The sequence below is a fragment of the Saccharothrix sp. NBAS 001 genome (genome assembly GCF_056640475.1).
In genome coordinates this window covers 9,129,094-9,145,763 of the sequence record NZ_CM153251.1, presented here as the reverse complement: position 1 = coordinate 9,145,763, position 16,670 = coordinate 9,129,094, and the positions used below count along the sequence as shown (strand labels likewise).

9 protein-coding genes are annotated in these 16,670 nt (G+C 74.3%); 1 reads left to right on the top strand and 8 read right to left on the bottom strand.

Going from position 1 to position 16,670, the window contains the following annotated elements; translation table 11 throughout:
• Positions 1–38: 38 nt before the first annotated feature.
• The 8 genes from AC0HI0_RS40955 to AC0HI0_RS40920 form a co-directional block, all read right to left on the bottom strand.
• Entirely contained in the window at positions 39–2,351 is a 2,313-nt protein-coding gene (locus AC0HI0_RS40955) for a transglutaminase-like domain-containing protein (RefSeq protein ID WP_480928829.1), read from the bottom strand.
• Positions 2,348–3,493 (bottom strand): DUF58 domain-containing protein, encoded by a 1,146-nt coding sequence (locus tag AC0HI0_RS40950; RefSeq protein WP_480928828.1) that lies wholly within the window; start codon positions 3,491–3,493, stop codon positions 2,348–2,350. The genes AC0HI0_RS40955 and AC0HI0_RS40950 overlap by 4 nt, the downstream gene beginning before the upstream one ends.
• Entirely contained in the window at positions 3,490–4,458 is a 969-nt protein-coding gene (locus AC0HI0_RS40945; RefSeq protein ID WP_480928827.1) for an AAA family ATPase, read from the bottom strand. Before AC0HI0_RS40945 ends, AC0HI0_RS40950 begins: the two co-directional genes overlap by 4 nt.
• A 29-nt stretch (positions 4,459–4,487) precedes the next feature.
• Complete coding sequence (locus AC0HI0_RS40940; protein WP_480928826.1) at positions 4,488–10,598, bottom strand: Ig-like domain-containing protein; 6,111 nt, start codon at positions 10,596–10,598, stop codon at positions 4,488–4,490.
• A gap of 139 nt (positions 10,599–10,737) precedes the next feature.
• A complete protein-coding gene (locus AC0HI0_RS40935; protein ID WP_480928825.1) occupies positions 10,738–12,219 on the bottom strand; it encodes a serine/threonine-protein kinase in 1,482 nt (493 codons plus the stop codon).
• On the bottom strand, positions 12,216–13,766 hold the full coding sequence (locus AC0HI0_RS40930; RefSeq protein WP_480928824.1) for an FHA domain-containing protein: 1,551 nt from the start codon (positions 13,764–13,766) through the stop codon (positions 12,216–12,218). Before AC0HI0_RS40930 ends, AC0HI0_RS40935 begins: the two co-directional genes overlap by 4 nt.
• Positions 13,763–14,536 carry a PP2C family protein-serine/threonine phosphatase gene (locus AC0HI0_RS40925; RefSeq protein WP_480928823.1) on the bottom strand — a complete coding sequence of 258 codons (774 nt, stop codon included), beginning with the start codon at positions 14,534–14,536 and terminating at the stop codon, positions 13,763–13,765. Before AC0HI0_RS40925 ends, AC0HI0_RS40930 begins: the two co-directional genes overlap by 4 nt.
• A 220-nt stretch (positions 14,537–14,756) precedes the next feature.
• Positions 14,757–15,056, bottom strand: coding sequence for a DUF6191 domain-containing protein (locus AC0HI0_RS40920; protein WP_480928822.1), 300 nt, complete (start codon positions 15,054–15,056; stop codon positions 14,757–14,759).
• A gap of 136 nt (positions 15,057–15,192) precedes the next feature.
• On the opposite strand from AC0HI0_RS40920, the gene AC0HI0_RS40915 reads away from it, so the two are divergent.
• Entirely contained in the window at positions 15,193–16,662 is a 1,470-nt protein-coding gene (locus tag AC0HI0_RS40915; protein WP_480928821.1) for a serine hydrolase domain-containing protein, read from the top strand.
• Positions 16,663–16,670: the final 8 nt, after the last annotated feature.

Genomic DNA, 16,670 nt, shown 5'->3' with positions numbered 1-16,670 from the left:
CGACTCCCCGGAGTCGGCAGCCGCTCTGCTGTGCGGTGTCAGCGGTCGCGGAAGGACCTGAGGTTCACCACGCCGAACCAGCGCCGCCACCACGGGAGACCTCGGCCCAGCGAACGGCGGGCCTGGTCCACCCGCTGCCAGTAGTCCGCCACCGCGCCCTCGCCCGGCTCGCCCGGCCCGAACACCGTGGCGTCCGCGGTCCGGGCCAGTTCGCGCAACTGCAACGGGCTGCGCACGGTCGGCTCGACGAAGCCGGGCAGCTGCTCGGCACCCGAGCGCACCGGCCAGGTGTACGCGGGCGGCACGACCGTCCCGGACGTCCAGGCGTGCGCCAGGTGCTCGGCCTCCTCCAGCCGGGTCGTCCCGAGGGGCACCTTCGCGCCCAGGTCGCGCGCGTGGTCCACGAGGTCGCGCCACGCCCGCGCGACCCGCAGCGCCATCGGCCCGGTGGACCGCCGGCGCACCCGCCGGCGCGTCTTGAGCAGCACGACCGTGAGCACCGCCGAGACCACCAGCAGCACCGGCGGCCCGGCCCAGGTCAGCACGCCGAGCAGCCACGACGGCACCTGCCACGAGTCCTCGGCCGCGCCGCGCCGCCCGGAGTTGGCCTCCACCCGGCCGGCGTCGGTGAGCGAGTCGGGCAGCCGCATCGCGTTGGGCGGCGGCACGATCGACGCGTCGGTGTTGTCCACGTGCTGCGGCGGCTGGCGATCGGGCCGCTTGGCGCGGTCCGGCACGAAGTCGGAGACGGCGAGCCAGCGGCCGTCCGCGACGTGGATCTCGACCCACGCGTGCACGTGCTCGCCGCGCACCACGCCGTCGTCGCCGGGCGTCGCGCCCAGCACGACCCGGGCGGGCACCCCGAGGTGGTTGGCGACCAGCGCGTACGCCGCCGCGTACTGCTCGTCGTTGCCGATCGGCTTGGTGGCGTTGAAGAACGCGGCCATCCGGCCCAGGCTGTGGCCCGGCAGGTACTCCGTCTCGCCCGGCCCGCCGTCGGTGTACGCGCCGTTGTCGCGCAGGTACGCGGCGACCGCGCGGAGCTTCTCGCCCAGGTTCGGCGACCCGCCCGCCCACTGCTGCGCCTTGCTGCGCACGAACGCCAGGTCCGAGACCACCGGCCGGCCGTAGGGCTGCACGTCCTCGGGCACGTCACCGGAGGGCAGCACCGCGGTCACGGTGTACTCGTCGCCGGCCCGCAGGCGGTCCGCGACGATCCCGGACGCCGTGGCCAGGTTGTAGCGCAACTGCTCGGTGTGCGACGCCGCGCGCGGCCCCTCGAACGAGATCCGGGTGGCCTTGCCCGCGCCGGGCAGCCACGCGTTGACCTCCTCGGCGGATTCGAACGCGGGCTCCACGGTCACCGTCAGCTCGACCTCGCGGCCGTCGCCGGCCGCCGGGATGCGCGCGCCGACCCGCTGGAACCCGTTGCGCTCGCCGACTTCGCGCGGCCCGTTGGTGGCCGCCCAGACCGAGCCGTCGTAGTCGTCCAGCGCGGCGATCCGGATCCGCTCGCCGGCCGGCAGGCCCTTGACGGTGAACAGGGTCTGGTCCCAGAGCTGGTTGGCGTCCTTGGTGTACTTGCGGTAGCCGACCAGGGGGCTGGCGTACACGCCGATCTCGAACGGCGGGTCCACGTAGTCGCGCAGCACCACCCGGTGCCCCGCGCCGGGCAGCAGCGCCCCGATCCCGCCGACCAGCCCGCCGCCGACGCCGAGCAGCACCAGCGCGGTGGCCGCCCGGCGCAGCCCGTTGGACGACCGGCGCGACCGCCGGGACCGGACCCCGGACCAGGCCAGCGCGACCACCGCGAAGGCGACGCCGAGCACGAACACCGTCTCCTCGCCGGTGCCCAGCAGGATCACCGCGGCCAGCACCAGCAGCGGCGCGAGGACCGGCGCGGCGCTCGCGGACACCCGGCGGGCCAGGGTGAACCCGCCGGAACCGCACAGCAGCCCCAAAATGTAGGGGATCACCAGCAGCGGCCCGTCGCCGTCGACCGGCGGCAGCGTGGTCAGCAACTGCTTCCACGCGTTGACCGACAGGTCTGCCAGCCCGCTCACGCTCTCCGGCGTCGGCAGCACCCCGGCCACCACCCGCTCCCGGGTCGCGACCGCGCCGCCGAGCAGGAAGAACACCGCGAGCGTCATGAACGCCACGGTGATCATCGGTTGGCGCAGCCCGGAGGCCAGGAAGCCGACCAGCACGCCCAGCACCAGCCCGGCCAGGCCCACGCCGAAGAACGCCCACCCGGTGTAGGTGGTGTGGAAACCCACCAGCGCCAGCGCGAACAGCACCGCGAGGAACCCCGCGTCGGCGAAGTCCGCCCGCCGCGGCCAGGACAGCCTCACCCGAGCCCACCTCCGGACAGCAGCATCGGCAGGTCGGCCAGCTCGCGCAGGGTCAGCACGTCGCCGGTGAGCGCGGTGCGGTTGTCGTGGTCCACCCGCACCACCACGGTCCGGACCTCGGTGGCGAACGCGGCCAGCACCGCCTGGAGTTCGACGAACGTCGGCTTCGGACCGGTCACCAGCACGGCGGTGGTCACGTCCGGCATGATCCGCACGGTCCGGGAGACCAGCTCCGCCAGCGGTTCCGACCCGGTGTCGCACCGGGTCAGCGCGTCCATCGCGGCCCGGATCCCGGCCCGGTGGGCGACCTGCCCGGCGGCCAGCACGGTCGTCTCCACCTCGTCGGCGATGGCCCGCGCGGCGATCGACGCGCCCGCCGACACGGCCGTCTCGAAGTGCTCGGGGTCGGGGTAGGAGCCGGCCGCCCCGTCCACCACGACGGCCAGGTGCGCGCGCCGGGTGTCCTGGTACTGGCGCACCAGGAACCGGCCGGGCGCGGCGAGCTTGGCCGACGAGCGCCAGTGGATGTGCCGGTGGTCGTCGCCCGGCGCGTACTCGCGCAGCGCGTGGAACGCCAGGTCGCTCATCGACAGGTCGGTGGTGGCCCGGCCCTCCAGGTCCCGCAGCAGGCCGGCGGCCAGCGACTCCAGCGGCACGGTCACCGGGTGCGCGAACAGCTCCACCGGGTCGGTCCACGTCACGGTGCGGCGCAGCAGGCCCAGCGGGTCGCCGCGCACGGTCGTCGCCGGGCCCACCGCGATCACCCCGCGCCTGCGGGTCGGGATGGGGAACGCCCGCCGGCCGCCGCCGAGCACGTCGAACACCTCGACCTGGTCGCCCACCGGCAGTTCCAGGGTCAGCGGGAGCAGCCGGCCGGCGGTGGTCTGCGCGATGTCCACCGCGCAGTTCACCTGCCGCCCCACCACGACCCGCTGCCGGTCCAGCTCGACCCGCACGCGGAGCGCCGCGCGGCCGAGCGTGAGCAGGCAGGCCAGGCCGAAGACCACCAGCCCGGTCGCGCCCGCCAGCACGAGTTCGGTCCAGCCGAGCCGGGCACCGGCCCACCACAGCACGACCGAGCCGAGCGCGACCACCCGCCCCAGCGGGGTGATCACGCCGAGCAGTGCGGCGACCCGGTTCACGCGACCCGCTCGACCGGCGGCACGACGTCCGCGAGCAGCTGCCCCACCACCTGCTCGACGGTCACGCCGTCGAACTGGGCCTCGGTCTTGAGCAGGATCCGGTGCCCCAGCACGGGCAGCGCGAGCGCCTTCACGTCGTCCGGGCCGACGAAGTTGCGGCCCTGCGCGATGGCCCACGTCTTGGCGCACCGCACGTAGGCCAGGCACCCGCGCACGGACACGCCCAGCCGCACGTGCGGGTGCGTCCGGGAGCCCTCGGCGAGCCGGCTCACGTACCCGAGCACGGCCGGGTCGACGTGCACCTGGTCGGCCACCGCCGCCATCTGCGCCACCGCCTGCCCGGAGATCACCGGCCGCAGCGCCTGGGTGCGGTCGCGGGTGGCGGCGTCGGCGAGCAGCGCCACGGTCGCGTTGTGGTCGGGGTAGCCGACGCTGGTCTTCATCAGGAACCGGTCGAGCTGCGCCTCGGGCAGCCGGTAGGTGCCCGCCTGCTCGATCGGGTTCTGGGTGGCGATCACCATGAACGGGCTGCCCACCGGCCGGGTGGTGCCGTCCACCGTGACCCGGGCCTCCTCCATGACCTCCAGCAGCGCCGACTGGGTCTTCGGCGAGGCCCGGTTGATCTCGTCGGCCAGCACGATCGAGTGGAAGATCGGGCCGGGCCGGAACTCGAACTGCTGGGTGCGCTGGTCGTAGACCTGCACGCCGGTCACGTCCGAGGGCAGCAGGTCGGGCGTGAACTGGATGCGCGCGTTGGAGCTCTGCACGGTGCCGGCGAGCGCCTTGGCCAGCGAGGTCTTGCCGGTGCCGGGGTAGTCCTCCAGCAGCAGGTGCCCCTCGGACAGCAGGCAGGTCAGCGCCAGCCGCACCACGTCGTCCTTGCCGACGATCGCCCGCGAGATGTTGAGGACCATCTGGTCGAAGGTCTGCGCGAACATGCGCGCCTGCTCCGGAGAGGCCGCCATGGGAGTTCCTTTTCTCGAATCGTGCGCCACTACCAGACCAACACGCCTTGAACGCCGCCGCAGGTGACGTAGACGCTCTCGCCGGTGTAGCCGTAGTAGTTGCGGGTCTGCCTGGTCTCGTTCGGCGCGAAGCCCTCGTTGACGAAGCCGCCGTTGCCGTGGTCGCTGTTGAACGTGCAGGTGACCGGACCGGAGAAGTCCTTGGTCTGCACGGTGATGAACCTGCACGCGCTGGTCGTGCAGGTGCCGTACCCGTCGCAGCCGCTCGGGCCGCAGGCCGCGCCCTTGGACACGGTCACCACCGGGCTCGGCGGCGGCGGGCCGGTGGTCTGCGTCTTGGACCGGGTGACCTGCGGGCGCTCGCCGTCGTCCACGGTGACCTGGATGGTGTCCGAGGCGTTGTAGCCGACGTTGTCGACGCCGGACCAGCTCCACGCGGACAGGCCGGTGGTGAACGTCCGGGTCTGCTTGCTGGTCTGGATGTGCACCGTGGCGGGCTTGCCGTTCGGGTTGACGCTCACCGTGAACTCGACCCGGTCGGCGCACTGGCAGGTGGTGATCTCCAGGTCCTTGATCGGGCCGTACGGGGTCACCTCGGCGGTGGCCGGGTTGTTGCACGGGTTGCCCGCGTGCGCGCCACCGCCGCTGCCGTTGCAGGTCTGCAAGGTGATCGGCACGACCTGGCCGTTGGGCAGGGCGCCGATCGTGTACTTGACGTTCTCGCGACCCTCCGGGCCGTAGGTCCAGGTGCCGCAGGAGCCGCCGCTCCACTTGCAGCTCACGGTGTTCGTGCGGCCGTGCGAGGGCGGCGCGTCGAAGGTGATCTCGGCCTGGCCGTCCTCGCCGGTCGGCTCGGCGGTGAAGTTGCGGATCGGGTCGGGCGTGGAGGTGGCCTCCAGCTCGGCGGCGGGCCCCTGACCGGACGACTGCCCGGTGCCGTTCTTCGCGGTCACCGCGTAGCTGTAGACCGTGCCGTCGTTGGCCAGGCCGTCGTCGGTGCAGCTGGTGGCCTGGACGTTCGAGCACACCGTCTTGTCGCCCTTGCCGCTGCGCTGCACCGTGTACGTGGTGGGGCCGGGGCCGTTCGCGCTCACCGCGCCCCACGACACCGTCACCGCCTTGCTGCCGCCGCCGGTCGAGTCGGCGGCGCTGAACGTCGGCGCGCCGGGCCGGGCGGGCGGGCCCGACGACTGGCCCTCGACGGTCGCCGCCGGGCCGGGGCCCTGCGAGTTGACCGCGATCACCGTGAACGCGTACTTGGTCTCGTTGTCCAGGCCGGTCACCGTCGCGCCGTTGCCGGTGGCGGTGGTCCGGCCGCCGCCCGCCCACGAGATCTCGTGCCGCAGCACGGGCGAGCCGTCGTTCTGCGCGGCCGTCCAGCTCAGCCGCAGCGACCCGTCCCGCGGGTCCGACGCGGACAGGCCGGTGACCGCGCCGGGCACGGTGTTGGGCTGCGCCGAGTCGGACCGGCCGCTGGGCTTGCTCCAGCCGACCAGGTTGTGGGCGCGGACGGTGAACGTGTAGGCGTTGCCGTTGGCCAGGTTCGTGATCGAGCACGGCGACGCGGCGCAGGTCTGCTTGCCGCTGCCGTAGTCGACCTCGTAGGAGTCGATCGGCGTGCCGTTGCTCGCCGGGGTCGACCACGACAGCTCGACGACCCGGCTCTGCACCGCGCGGCCGGGCGCGGGGGTGCCGGGCGCGTCGGGCACGCCCAGCACGTTGAGCGTGATCCGGCCGGTGACCTTGCGGTCGTCGCGGGTCGCGTCCGGCACGTCGGTGACCACGACGTTGAACACCAGCGTGCCGTTGGTGTCCGCGCCCGGCACGATCCGCACCGACGAGCCGTCCGGGTTCGCCGACGCCGCGCCGCCGGACACCTGGTTGATCGCCACCACGGAGACCTTCTGGTCCCGCAACTGGGATCGCACGTACGGCAGCAGGTTCACCGTCGCCGTGTCGCCCGCCTTCACGCCGTCCACGGTGACCGGCGAGACCGACGGCGGCGGCGCGGCGGCCACCCGCACCGCGAGCAGCGCCTTGGCCGTGCCGAAGCCGTCGACCGAGACCTCCAGCGCGCCCGACGAGCCGGGCGTCGCGCCGGCGGCGGCGGTGATGGCCAGCACCCGGCTGCCCGAGCCGTCCACCGAGACGCCGTCCGGCCGGTCCTTCCAGGACGCCGAGTAGCGCAGGTCCCCGCTCTTGGAGCGGTCCGCGACCCAGACGTGGCAGACGGTGGTGACGTCCACCTTCACCGGCAGGCCGCCCTCGATCAGGGTCAGCGCGCCGTCCGGGCAGCGCAGCATCGGCGTGTCCGGGCCGACCTGCACCGGGATGGTGACCACGGCGGTCAGCCCGTCGGTGAGCGTCTCGCCGTCGGTGACCTGGAAGGTGATCGACGCCGGGCCGGTGTAGCCGTTCTTGGCGGTGAGCACCAGTTCCCGGTCGCCCTGCGGCACGGCGGTCAGGCCCGCCGGGGCGGCCCACACCTTGTCGGTGAGGGTCAGCCGGGGCTTGCGGCCCGAGGGCACCACGAGGTGGTCGGCGATGGCGACGGTGACCGTGCCGTCCACCGGGACGTCGATCACCTGGTCCGGCTTGGCGTACGGGCCGCCGAAGCCCGGCGCGGGCACGTGGATGAAGCCCACGGCGGTCGCGCCGCCGTCGTCGGCCACCTCGTAGGCGACGGTGCGCGGGTATTCGCCGACCGGCACGGTGACCTTGTCGCCGGACACCTTGGCGTCGTCCGCGAACACCCTGGTGATCTTCAGCTCCGCGCTGTCCTGGTCGCCCGCTTCCTTGAGCGGCTCGACCTCGGCGGTCCGGGCGTCGGCGGAGGGGCGCGGGAACAGGTCGCCGGCCGTGGGCGGGGCGTTGTAGTCCTCCTGGCCGCGCACGGTCAGCGTGGCCACCGACATCCGGCCGATGCCGTTGCTGATGCCGTAGGCGACCACGGTCGGCTTGCCGTCGGCCTTCGGCGCGGTCAGCTTGACCAGGCCGTCCTCGCCGGTGACCTGAACGCCGGGGTTGCGCGCGGCGAGCGGTTCGAGTTCGGCGGTGTCGTCGCGGAAGTCGTTGGCCAGCACGTCGACCACGAGTTCGGTGCCCGGCGCGGCGGTCACCACGTCGTCCACCGCGACCGGCGGCTGCGGGTCGCCCGGCGGCACCACGGCCACCCGGATCGTGGCCTCGCCGCGCTTGCCGAACGAGTCGGTGACCAGGTAGGTGAACTGCTCGGTGCCCGACGCGGTCGGGAACGCCTGGTAGGTCAGCGAAGTCGCGCCCAGGCCGAGCACCCGGCCCAGGGACGCGGCCGAGCCGATGCCGCTCACCGCGACCGAGTCGCCGTCCGGGTCGACGCCGCTGGTCGCCACCGGGATCACCACCGTGTCGCCGGCCACCGCGCGCACCTCGACCGGGCGCGGCGCGGGCGGCTGGTTCGGCGTGCTCGGCGTCGGCGCGGGGTTGATCGTCACGTGCGCGCGGCCCACGGCCTGGTCGCCGGAGGCGTTCTGGGCCACGTACTCCACCGTCACCGACGTCTGGACGTCCACTGTGGACGGTGCGACGAAGCGGACCAGCCGGCCCGACACGTAGGCCGTGCCGACGTCGGTGCGGCCGTCCCGGGTGGTGGTGTCGAGCCGGCCGCGCTCGGGTGCGTCGCGCACGTTGGCCTGGAGGGTGAGCGTGCCGCCGTCCGGCGCGATGTCGTTGTCCAGCACGGGGATCGCGATGGCGTCACCCGCGCGCACGGTGGCCTGGTCGTCCTTGGGCACCGGGGTGTCGTCGGCGGGCGGCGCGAGCTGGGTGACCGTGACCTCGCCGCCGACCGGTCCGGTCACGCCGTCGGTGACGGTGTAGCGGATCAGCTGCGGGTTGGGCTCCAGCACCGGGTCCAGCGCGTTGATCCGCAGCCAGCGGCCCTTCACCACGGCCACTTCGAGCTGGGCGCCCGTCGAGGTCGCCCGCTGCACCGCGAGCAGCGCCCCGGACGGGCTGAAGTCGTTGGCCAGCACGTCCACCAGCACCGGCTGCTGACCGCGCAGCACGGCGGTGTCGGGCATCGCGACCGGCGGGATCGGCGAGTCCGGCGCGGCCGACAGGTCCACCCGGATGCCCGCCTTGGCGAACGGCGCGTTGCCGAACGCGGCGGTGTACTCCAGCACGACCGTGCCGGGCTTGGTGCCGGTGACCACGACCGTGCCGGCCTTCAGGTCGGTGACGACCGTGACGCCCTCGGGCGTGGCCACCTCCGAGGCCAGCCGCAGCGCGGCGGTCGGGTCGGTCGGGTCCGAGCCGGGCAGGTCGTTGTCCAGCGGCTGGACCTCCACCGGCCGGCCCACCTGGCCGCGCGCCACGTCCGGCTGCGCGGTCGGCGCGACCGTGGTGGCGTCCGCCGCGGCCTGCACGGTGACCCGCTCGGAGCCCTGGGTCGTCTCGCCCACCCCGTCGGTGACCTTGAAGTCGACCGGCTGCGACCCGCCCGCGACCGGCGCGGCGTACTCCACGAACCCGGCGGGCGTGGTGGTCGCGACCCCGGCCGGCGAACTCGCCTCCACCAGCACGATCGGGTCGCCGTCGTCGTCGCGCCAGTCGGCCAGCACCGGCAGCGTGAGCCGGCCGCCCGAGGCGACCGTCCAGTCCTTGGGCCGCGCGCCCTTGCGCGGCGCGGGAACCGCGTTCTGCGCCGGCGTGCGGGCCTGCACGGTCACCGCGGCGGTCGCGTTGAGCCCGCGCCCGTCGTCCACGGTGTACCGGAAGTGCACGTCGGCGCTGTCCTCGGGCAGGGTCACCTCGACGGTCTGGCCGTCGGGCGCGATGGCCAGCTTCGCGGCGGCGTTGTCCGGTGCGGTGACCTCGGAGACGGCCAGGATGTCGCCGGAGGGGTCGGAGTCGTTGTCCAGCACGTGCAGCACGGTGGTCCGGCCGGGACGCGCGCCCAGCACGTCGTCCACGGCTTTGGGCGGCTTGTCCCGCGCGGTGTCGCTGTTGTTCTTGTCCTGGTCCTTGTCGTCGTCCTGCTGCTCCGGCGGCGGCTTGACCGCCGACCAGTCGTCGACCTTCTTCTGCGACGTCAGGTCCCACACCGCGCCGGTGTCCAGGTCGTTGAGCACCACCGCACCCCGGTTGAGCCGGAACACCGGCTTCACCAGCGCGGCCTCGTTCTTCAGGTTGCCCGGCGCGACCGACCCGCCGCCGCACGACCGCGCGTAGCCGCCCTTCGCGCCCGCCCACGCCGCGTGCACGCAGCCGTTGAGCCGGACCGGGGCGGCCGGCGCACCCTCCGCGCGGTACAGCTCGGTGACCCCGCCACCGTCCAGCTTCACCGACTTGAGCGCGGTCTTGGTGGCCACCACGACCACGTCGGCCTGCGGGCCGGGCTGCTGCGGCACGGCGTCCTGGCCGACCGACGCGGTCGCGCCGTCGGGCAGCAGCAGCGTGCCGGAGCCGGCGTCCAGGACGACGAGCCGGTCGCCGACGGCGGTCGCCTTCGGATCGTCCACCGAGCGGCCGAGGTCGCCGTGCTCGGCGGCGGCGAACCCCGCGCCGTCCGGGCGGATCACGGCGGTCTTGCCGGACTCGGCCACGACGTGCACCGCGCCGTCGACACCGACCACCATCGCGGCCTTGCCGTCCAGGTCGGCGACGGGCGCGCCGGCGGCGTCCACTTCGGCGAGTGCGGAGACGCCGGCCTTCGGGTCGACCCGCACGGCCCACGCGCGGCCCTCGTCCGGGTCCAGCACGGCCAGCGTGCCGCCCGCCAGCTCGACCTGCGCCGAACCCGGCACCGTCACGCCCTGCTCCCCCAGCGTGACCGCGCGCGCGGTGTCCACCGGGTAGAGCTTGCCGCCGGACCGGTCCCGGGCCACCACGGCCGCGCCGTCCTGCGCGATGTCCAACTGGTAGGACTGCTGTGCTCCGCCCGGCGGATAAAACGCCGCGTCCAAAGAGCCGACCGGTTTGTTCAACCGGCCGAAAAGCCCGTCCCGGTCACTGGTCACCCAGATTCCACCGTCATTGAGTTCCACCTGGCGCACCGGGTGGCCCTGCGACGAGAACGCGTAGGCGACCAGCAGCGCGGCGGCGACGCTGAGCACCGCACCCGAGGCGATGGCGGTGCGGTGGCGGCGCAGGAAAGACAAGGGTTCCCCCAGTGCGCAAGCGGATCAGGCTGCCAATCCGGCGTATCGAAACCCTAGGGGAGTTCGTTGCACCCCGCGGGTAACTATTTGGAACAGCGTTTCACCGGTCGCGCCCTACCGATCACGACTTCGCCCGCGGCTACTGGCCGCAGCCCTGAGGCGACCAGTCGGCGACGGCGTTCTTCCCGTCGGCGCGCACGACCTTGACCTCCAGGCACAGCGGACCGGTGGCCGCGACGTCCACAGTGGGATCCTTCGCGGTTCCGGTGAGCTTGCCGTCCGGGGTGCGCCAGACGAACGTGTCGCTGTCCTGGCTCGCGGAGTACGTCCACGAGAACCGCAACGTCGCCGGGTCGGTCCGCACGGCGGTGACGGCGGGCTTGCCGGGCGGGGCGTTGTCGCCGCCCGCGTCGACGTCCAGGCCGGTGGTCAACGGCGGCGTGGTCGTTGCGGTGCCGCCGTTCCCGCCGCCGAACAGCACGCCGAGCGCGACCGCGACGACCACCACCCCGCCGATCGCGGCGAACACCGGCCACGACGGCCGGCGGGGCTCCTGCGGTCCCGCCGGGGCCGGGGCGGTGTCGGTGACCGGCGGCCGGAAGCGCGGCGGATCCGCCTGGCGCGGCCGGTACACCGTGTCGCCGGAGCGCTGTCCGCTGTGGACGACCGGCCGGTAGGGCACCACCTCGAAGATCGGCACCGACCCGCGCACCCGCGTCGCGGTCAGGTCGGACGGCTCCGGGCGCGACGCCTCGCGCAGCCGGACCGGCTCGGACTCCAGCGCCAGCTCCGTCATCGCGAAGCCCAGTTCCCGTTGCACGGCTTGGAGTCCGTGCGCGAACTCCACCGCGTTGCGCGGCCGGACGGCCGGATCGGCGGCCATCGCCCGCGCCAGCAACGCCTCCAGCGACCGGGGTGCCTTGCCGGTCGGCGGCGGACCGCCGCGCAGGATCCGCAGTTCCTGGGCCTCCCGCGAGTTGTCACCGCCCGGCACGGCGAACGGCGCGCGCCCGGTCAGCAGGTGCCACAGCGTCGCGGCCAGCGAGTAGACCTCGGCGGGCACCCCCGGTTCCACCCCGGTCGGCCGCACCACCTCGGGCGCGGACCACGGGACGGACAGCATCACGTCCCCGTCGGTGGTCGGCGCGGCCTGCTTCTCGGCGATGCCGAAATCGGTCAGCGCCGGTTTGTTGTAGGAGTTCACCAGGATGTTGGCGGGCTTGATGTCCCGGTGCAGGATCCCGGCCCGGTGCGCGGTCTCCACGGCGCTGGAGATCTTCACCCCGACGTCCAGCACCCGCTGCACGGACAGCGGCTGGTGGTCGGCGACCCGCTTGAGGTCGTAACCGGAGTAGTACTCCATCACCAGGAACAGCCGGCCGTCGGCGGACTGGTCGGCGGAGTAGACCGTGACGATGTTGTCGTGGCTGCCGACCTTGGCCATCGCCTTGGCCTCGGCCAGGAACATCTCCCGCACCCGCTCGGGCAGGCCCGCGTCGTTGAGCACCTTCACCGCGACCTCGCGGTCGGTGCTGTGCTGGTAGTAGACGTGCACGGTGGCGAACCCGCCGCGCCCGATCTCCCGCCGGTAGGTGAAACCGGGGATCTCCGGTGAGGTCACCCGATCACCTCGTAGGTGAAGAACGCGCCTTCGCCGAGCATCACCCGCGACCCGGGCGTGAGGATGGCCGGGATCAGCCCGGCGAGTTCCTGCGGCGACCAGCCGGGCGCGATCATCGTGGTGCCGTTCTTCGAGCCGAGGTCGACCACCAGGACGTCCCAGCCGTCCAGCCGGACCTCGACGTGGTTGCGGGAGATGTCGTTGCCCTGGTTGGCCAGCCGGATGGCGTGCGGCGCGGTGGGGCTGCGGTCGGTGACCTGCGGGTCGCGGCCGAGGATCACGTTGCGGTCCAACGTGATCAGCTCGCCGGTGGACAGCCGCAGGACGCCCAGCGGCGGGCGCGGCACGACGAAGGCGTCCTGCGGCGGGAACGCCTGGCCGCACACCCGGCACGCGATGGCGTGCTCGGGGTTGAGGTGCCGCGCGGGGCACGCGACGGCCCGCACCTTGGGCGCGCCGGCGGTGAACACGTGCCGGGTGTCGTCCGGGGAGTTGTTGCGCCGCAACATGGTCTCGTCCACGCGCGGCGGCGGGCCGGCCCACCCGAGGGTCTGGATCACGCCGTCGGCGTCGCGCTGCACCGCCTGCGGCACGCGCTTGTCCCCGATCGGCGGCCCGTCCACGGCCTGCGGCGGCGGCACCCCGCCGTCGTGAGGCGGTCCGTTCGCCGCGCTCCCGGGCGCGGCGGCCGGCGGGATGTCCGACGGCTGCACGACGACGGTCCGCGCACCGCTCACCGAGGACGCGTCGGCAGCCGGCGGCGCGACGGGCGGCGACGTCGACGGCGACGCATCCGGCTGCCGGAGCACCGGGTGCGGCCCGCTCGACTGCGGCGGGGCGGCCGGCTGCGGGGCGACGGGCTGCTGGACGGGTTGCGGGGTGATGAGCTGGGGGACGTCCGGCGGCGGCGTCGGCGCGGGTTCGGCCGCCCGGAGCCCGGCCGGACCGCCGTCGCCCGGACCGGCCGCCGGCACGTCCGGCACCGGCGTGAACCCGGCCGCCGAGGGCGTGAAACCCTGCGGCAGCAGCGGTGCCGCTCCCGGCAGGGGCAGCACCTCGGTCAGCGAGGACGCACCCGGCGCGGGCATCACCTCGGTCACCCGGCCCACCTCCGGGGCCTCCACCAGCCGGGCCACCAGCCGGGACGCGAGCACCACCCCGCGTTCCAGCGGCAGCTCCGCGCTGCCGCCGGCCGCCGCGGTCAGCCGCAGTTCCACCGCCGACTCCGGCAGGCCGGTGTCCACCCAGGTCGCCACGCCGTCCGCGCGCAGTTCGAGCAGCACCCCGTCCAGCCCGACCAGCCCGACCACCGAGTCGCCGCGCAGCACCACCCGCCGCTCGCCCTCGGTGTAGCGGACCAGCGCGAAGCTCCCGACCGCCCGGAACCCCTCGTGCACGATCACGCTGAGCACGTCGTCCAGCCCGGCTCCGCCGCGCACGAGTTCCCAGCACCGCCGCACCACGTCCGACCCCGGCGCGGCCCCGATGAGCAGCCACGTCCCGTCCGCGACGACGGCGACCGACGCGCCCGGCGTGTAGACGGTCACGGCGCGGTCCGAGGCAGCGTGTCGCCGGGGTCGCCGTCACCGGGCCCGTAGTCCACCACGACCACGGTGACGTTGTCCCGCCCGCCCGCGTCGACCGCCCGGCGCACCAGCTCCCCGGCGGCGAGGTCCGGATCGGCCACCTCGCGCAGCACCGAGGCGATCTCGTCGTCCTCCAGCTCGCCGGTCAGCCCGTCCGAGCACAGCACGAACCGCTCGCCCGCGACCGGCGGGAACACCCACTGGTCGAGTTCGGTCGTGGTGTGCACGCCCAACGCGCGGGTGATCACGTTGCGGAACCGGGAGTACTTCGCCTCCTGCTCGCTCAACGCCCCGGCGGCCACCATCTCGGCGGCCTCGGAGTGGTCCACGGTCAGCAGCGTCAGCACGCCGCCCGCGTACCGGTAGACCCGCGAATCCCCGATGTTGAACACCACCCAGTGCGGCGAGCCGGCGAACCGGACGAGCCCCAGCCCGGTGGCCGTGGCGCCCATGCCGGCCTGCTCGGGGTGCGCCCGCCCGGCGGCGCGGATGGCCCGGTTGGCCTCGGCCAGCGCCTCGCGGATGTCGTCGGGCCGCAGGTCGGCGCGCCCGTCGAGCACCCGCAGGTGCTCGACCGCCATCGCGCTGGCCACCTCGCCCGCCGCGTGCCCGCCCATCCCGTCGGCGACCGCGAACAGCGCGGACCCGACGAACAGGCTGTCCTCGTTGGACGACCGGACCCGGCCGACCTCCGAAGCCGCCCCGGCCCGCACGCCGTCCGCCCGCGCCATCAACGCCTCCCCGCCGGGCGGCCCACTCGGGACGACCACCACTCGCGTCTCACATCGTCAACCCGGGCCAGAACGTTGCACCCACTCGCGAGAGCAACGACCACCCGCCCTTTCGGCCGCTGCCGGAGCACCGTGCGGCCCAACGCCCACCGACGCGACCCGCACGATTCGGGCCTCGCGGCACCGACGTTCACACCCCCGCCCGGAGCCGGCGCGGACGTCAGCGGTCTGGATCGCCGGGGCGCAGCACGACGATCCCCCGGTCGAGGTCGACCCCGGCGCGCGGCGGCGCGGCCTGCGGGTCCTCCTCGCGCATCAGGGACACCGACTCCTGGTGGTCCAGCTGGACCCGCTTGGTCCCGTAGAACATCGCGGTGACCTCGTCGAGGTAGGTGGCGGACAGCGTCCGGCCGGTCCGCCGGCGGCGGCGCTGCCGGACCACCTCGTAGACCCCCACCGCGACCACCGACAGCACCCCGCCGGGAACGCTCCACGTCAGCACCGCCTCCACCGCGTCCACGCCTGACGAACGTCGGGTCCACCCGCGCGGTTCCCCCTGACGAAAGTCGGGTGCGGGTCCTGTCTTCCGGGTCGGGTGGCGCGCGTTCGCCGTTCGTAGCGTCGTCCCCGCCGGAACGAACCGAGGGGGACCACCCGTGACGGGCAAGACGACAGCGCTGGCCGCAGCGCTCCTGATGGCCGCGGCACCGGGCGCGGCGAGCGCCGGCCGACCCGACGACCGACCCGACGCGACGGCGTTCGACCGCTACGTCGCCGAGTACGCCGAAGCCGCCTCCTACCCCGGCGTCGCCTTCGCGATCACCAAGGGCGACCGGGTGGTCCACGTGTCCGGCCACGGCCGCACGTCCACCGGGGCGCCCGTGACCGCGAAGACCCGGATGCCGATCGCCTCGCTGAGCAAGTCCGTCACCGCGCTGGCCGCCGTCCAGCTCGCCGAGCGCGGCAGGCTCGACCTGGACGCCCCGGTGGTCCGCTACGTGCCGGAGTTCCACCTGGCCGACGGACGCGGCGCGGCGATCACCGTCCGCCACCTGCTCGACCACACCTCCGGCATCAGCGACCGGACCCTGCCGGAGAAGAGCCTGCCGCAGCCGACCTCGCTGTCCGACGTGGTCACCCGGATCGGCCCGACGTCCCTGGCCGCCGACCCCGGCACCGCCCACCGCTACACGAACACCAACTACCACCTGGCCGCGCTGGTGGTCGAGCGGGTGGCCGGCGAGCCGTTCGCGGAGCACCTGCGCCGGCAGGTGTTCGAACCCGCCGGGATGCTCGACACCACGTCGATCACCACCACGCCCGACGACCTGCCCGCCGACGTGGCCGAGGGGCACCTGCACGCGTACGGCGCGGACGTGCCGACCGCCGAGCCCACCCGGTTCGTCGCGGGCTCGGACGGCGTGCTCACCACCGCCGAGGACCTGGCCAAGTGGCTGGTCGTGCAGTCGAACGGCGGCCGGGCGGCGACCGGCGCGCAGCTGGTCTCCGCCGCCGGCATCACCGCGATGCACACGCCGTCGGGCGGCAGCCCGTCCTACGGCCTGGGCTGGGCGGTGTCCGACGGGAAGGTCCGGCACAACGGGATCTGGTTCACCTACTGCGCGGGTCAGCTCCTGATGCCCACCGGCTACGGCGTCGCGGTGATCGCGAACACCGGGTTCGCCCTGGGCAACGAGGGCACGTCCGGGCTGGAGGGCGGCCTGGCCGCCCTCGCCGCCGGCGGCACCCCCGCCGAACCGCCGTCCACCCGGCTGCTGACCGAGTCGGTGCTGGGCGTGCTCACCCTGCTCAGCCTGGTGCTCGGCGTGCTCGCCCTGCGCCGTCCGCAACGCCGGCGCGCCCCCTGGCAGGTGGTGGTCCGGTCGGCCGCCCGCGTCGTCCCGGCGGCGGTGCTGCTCCTGCTGCCGACCCTGCTGGGCCTGGTGGTCGGCGGCGGCCGGGACATCACCCTGTTCCAGACCGCGCACTACTCGCCCGCCCTGGTGATCTGGCTGCTGGTGTCGAGCGTGCTGAACCTCGCCGTCCTGGCCACCCGCACCGCCCGGCTGCTGCGCGACCGCCCGCGAGCCGGCCGGGCCGCCGGGCCGCTGCCGATCGGCGGGTAGCGTCGGTG

Bases quoted from the DNA above. Each gene is read 5' to 3' on its own strand.
- AC0HI0_RS40945 (WP_480928827.1), bottom strand. From the start codon at position 4,458: ATGGCGGCCTCTCCGGAGCAGGCGCGCATGTTCGCGCAGACCTTCGAC.
- AC0HI0_RS40925 (WP_480928823.1), bottom strand. From the start codon at position 14,536: ATGGCGCGGGCGGACGGCGTGCGGGCCGGGGCGGCTTCGGAGGTCGGC.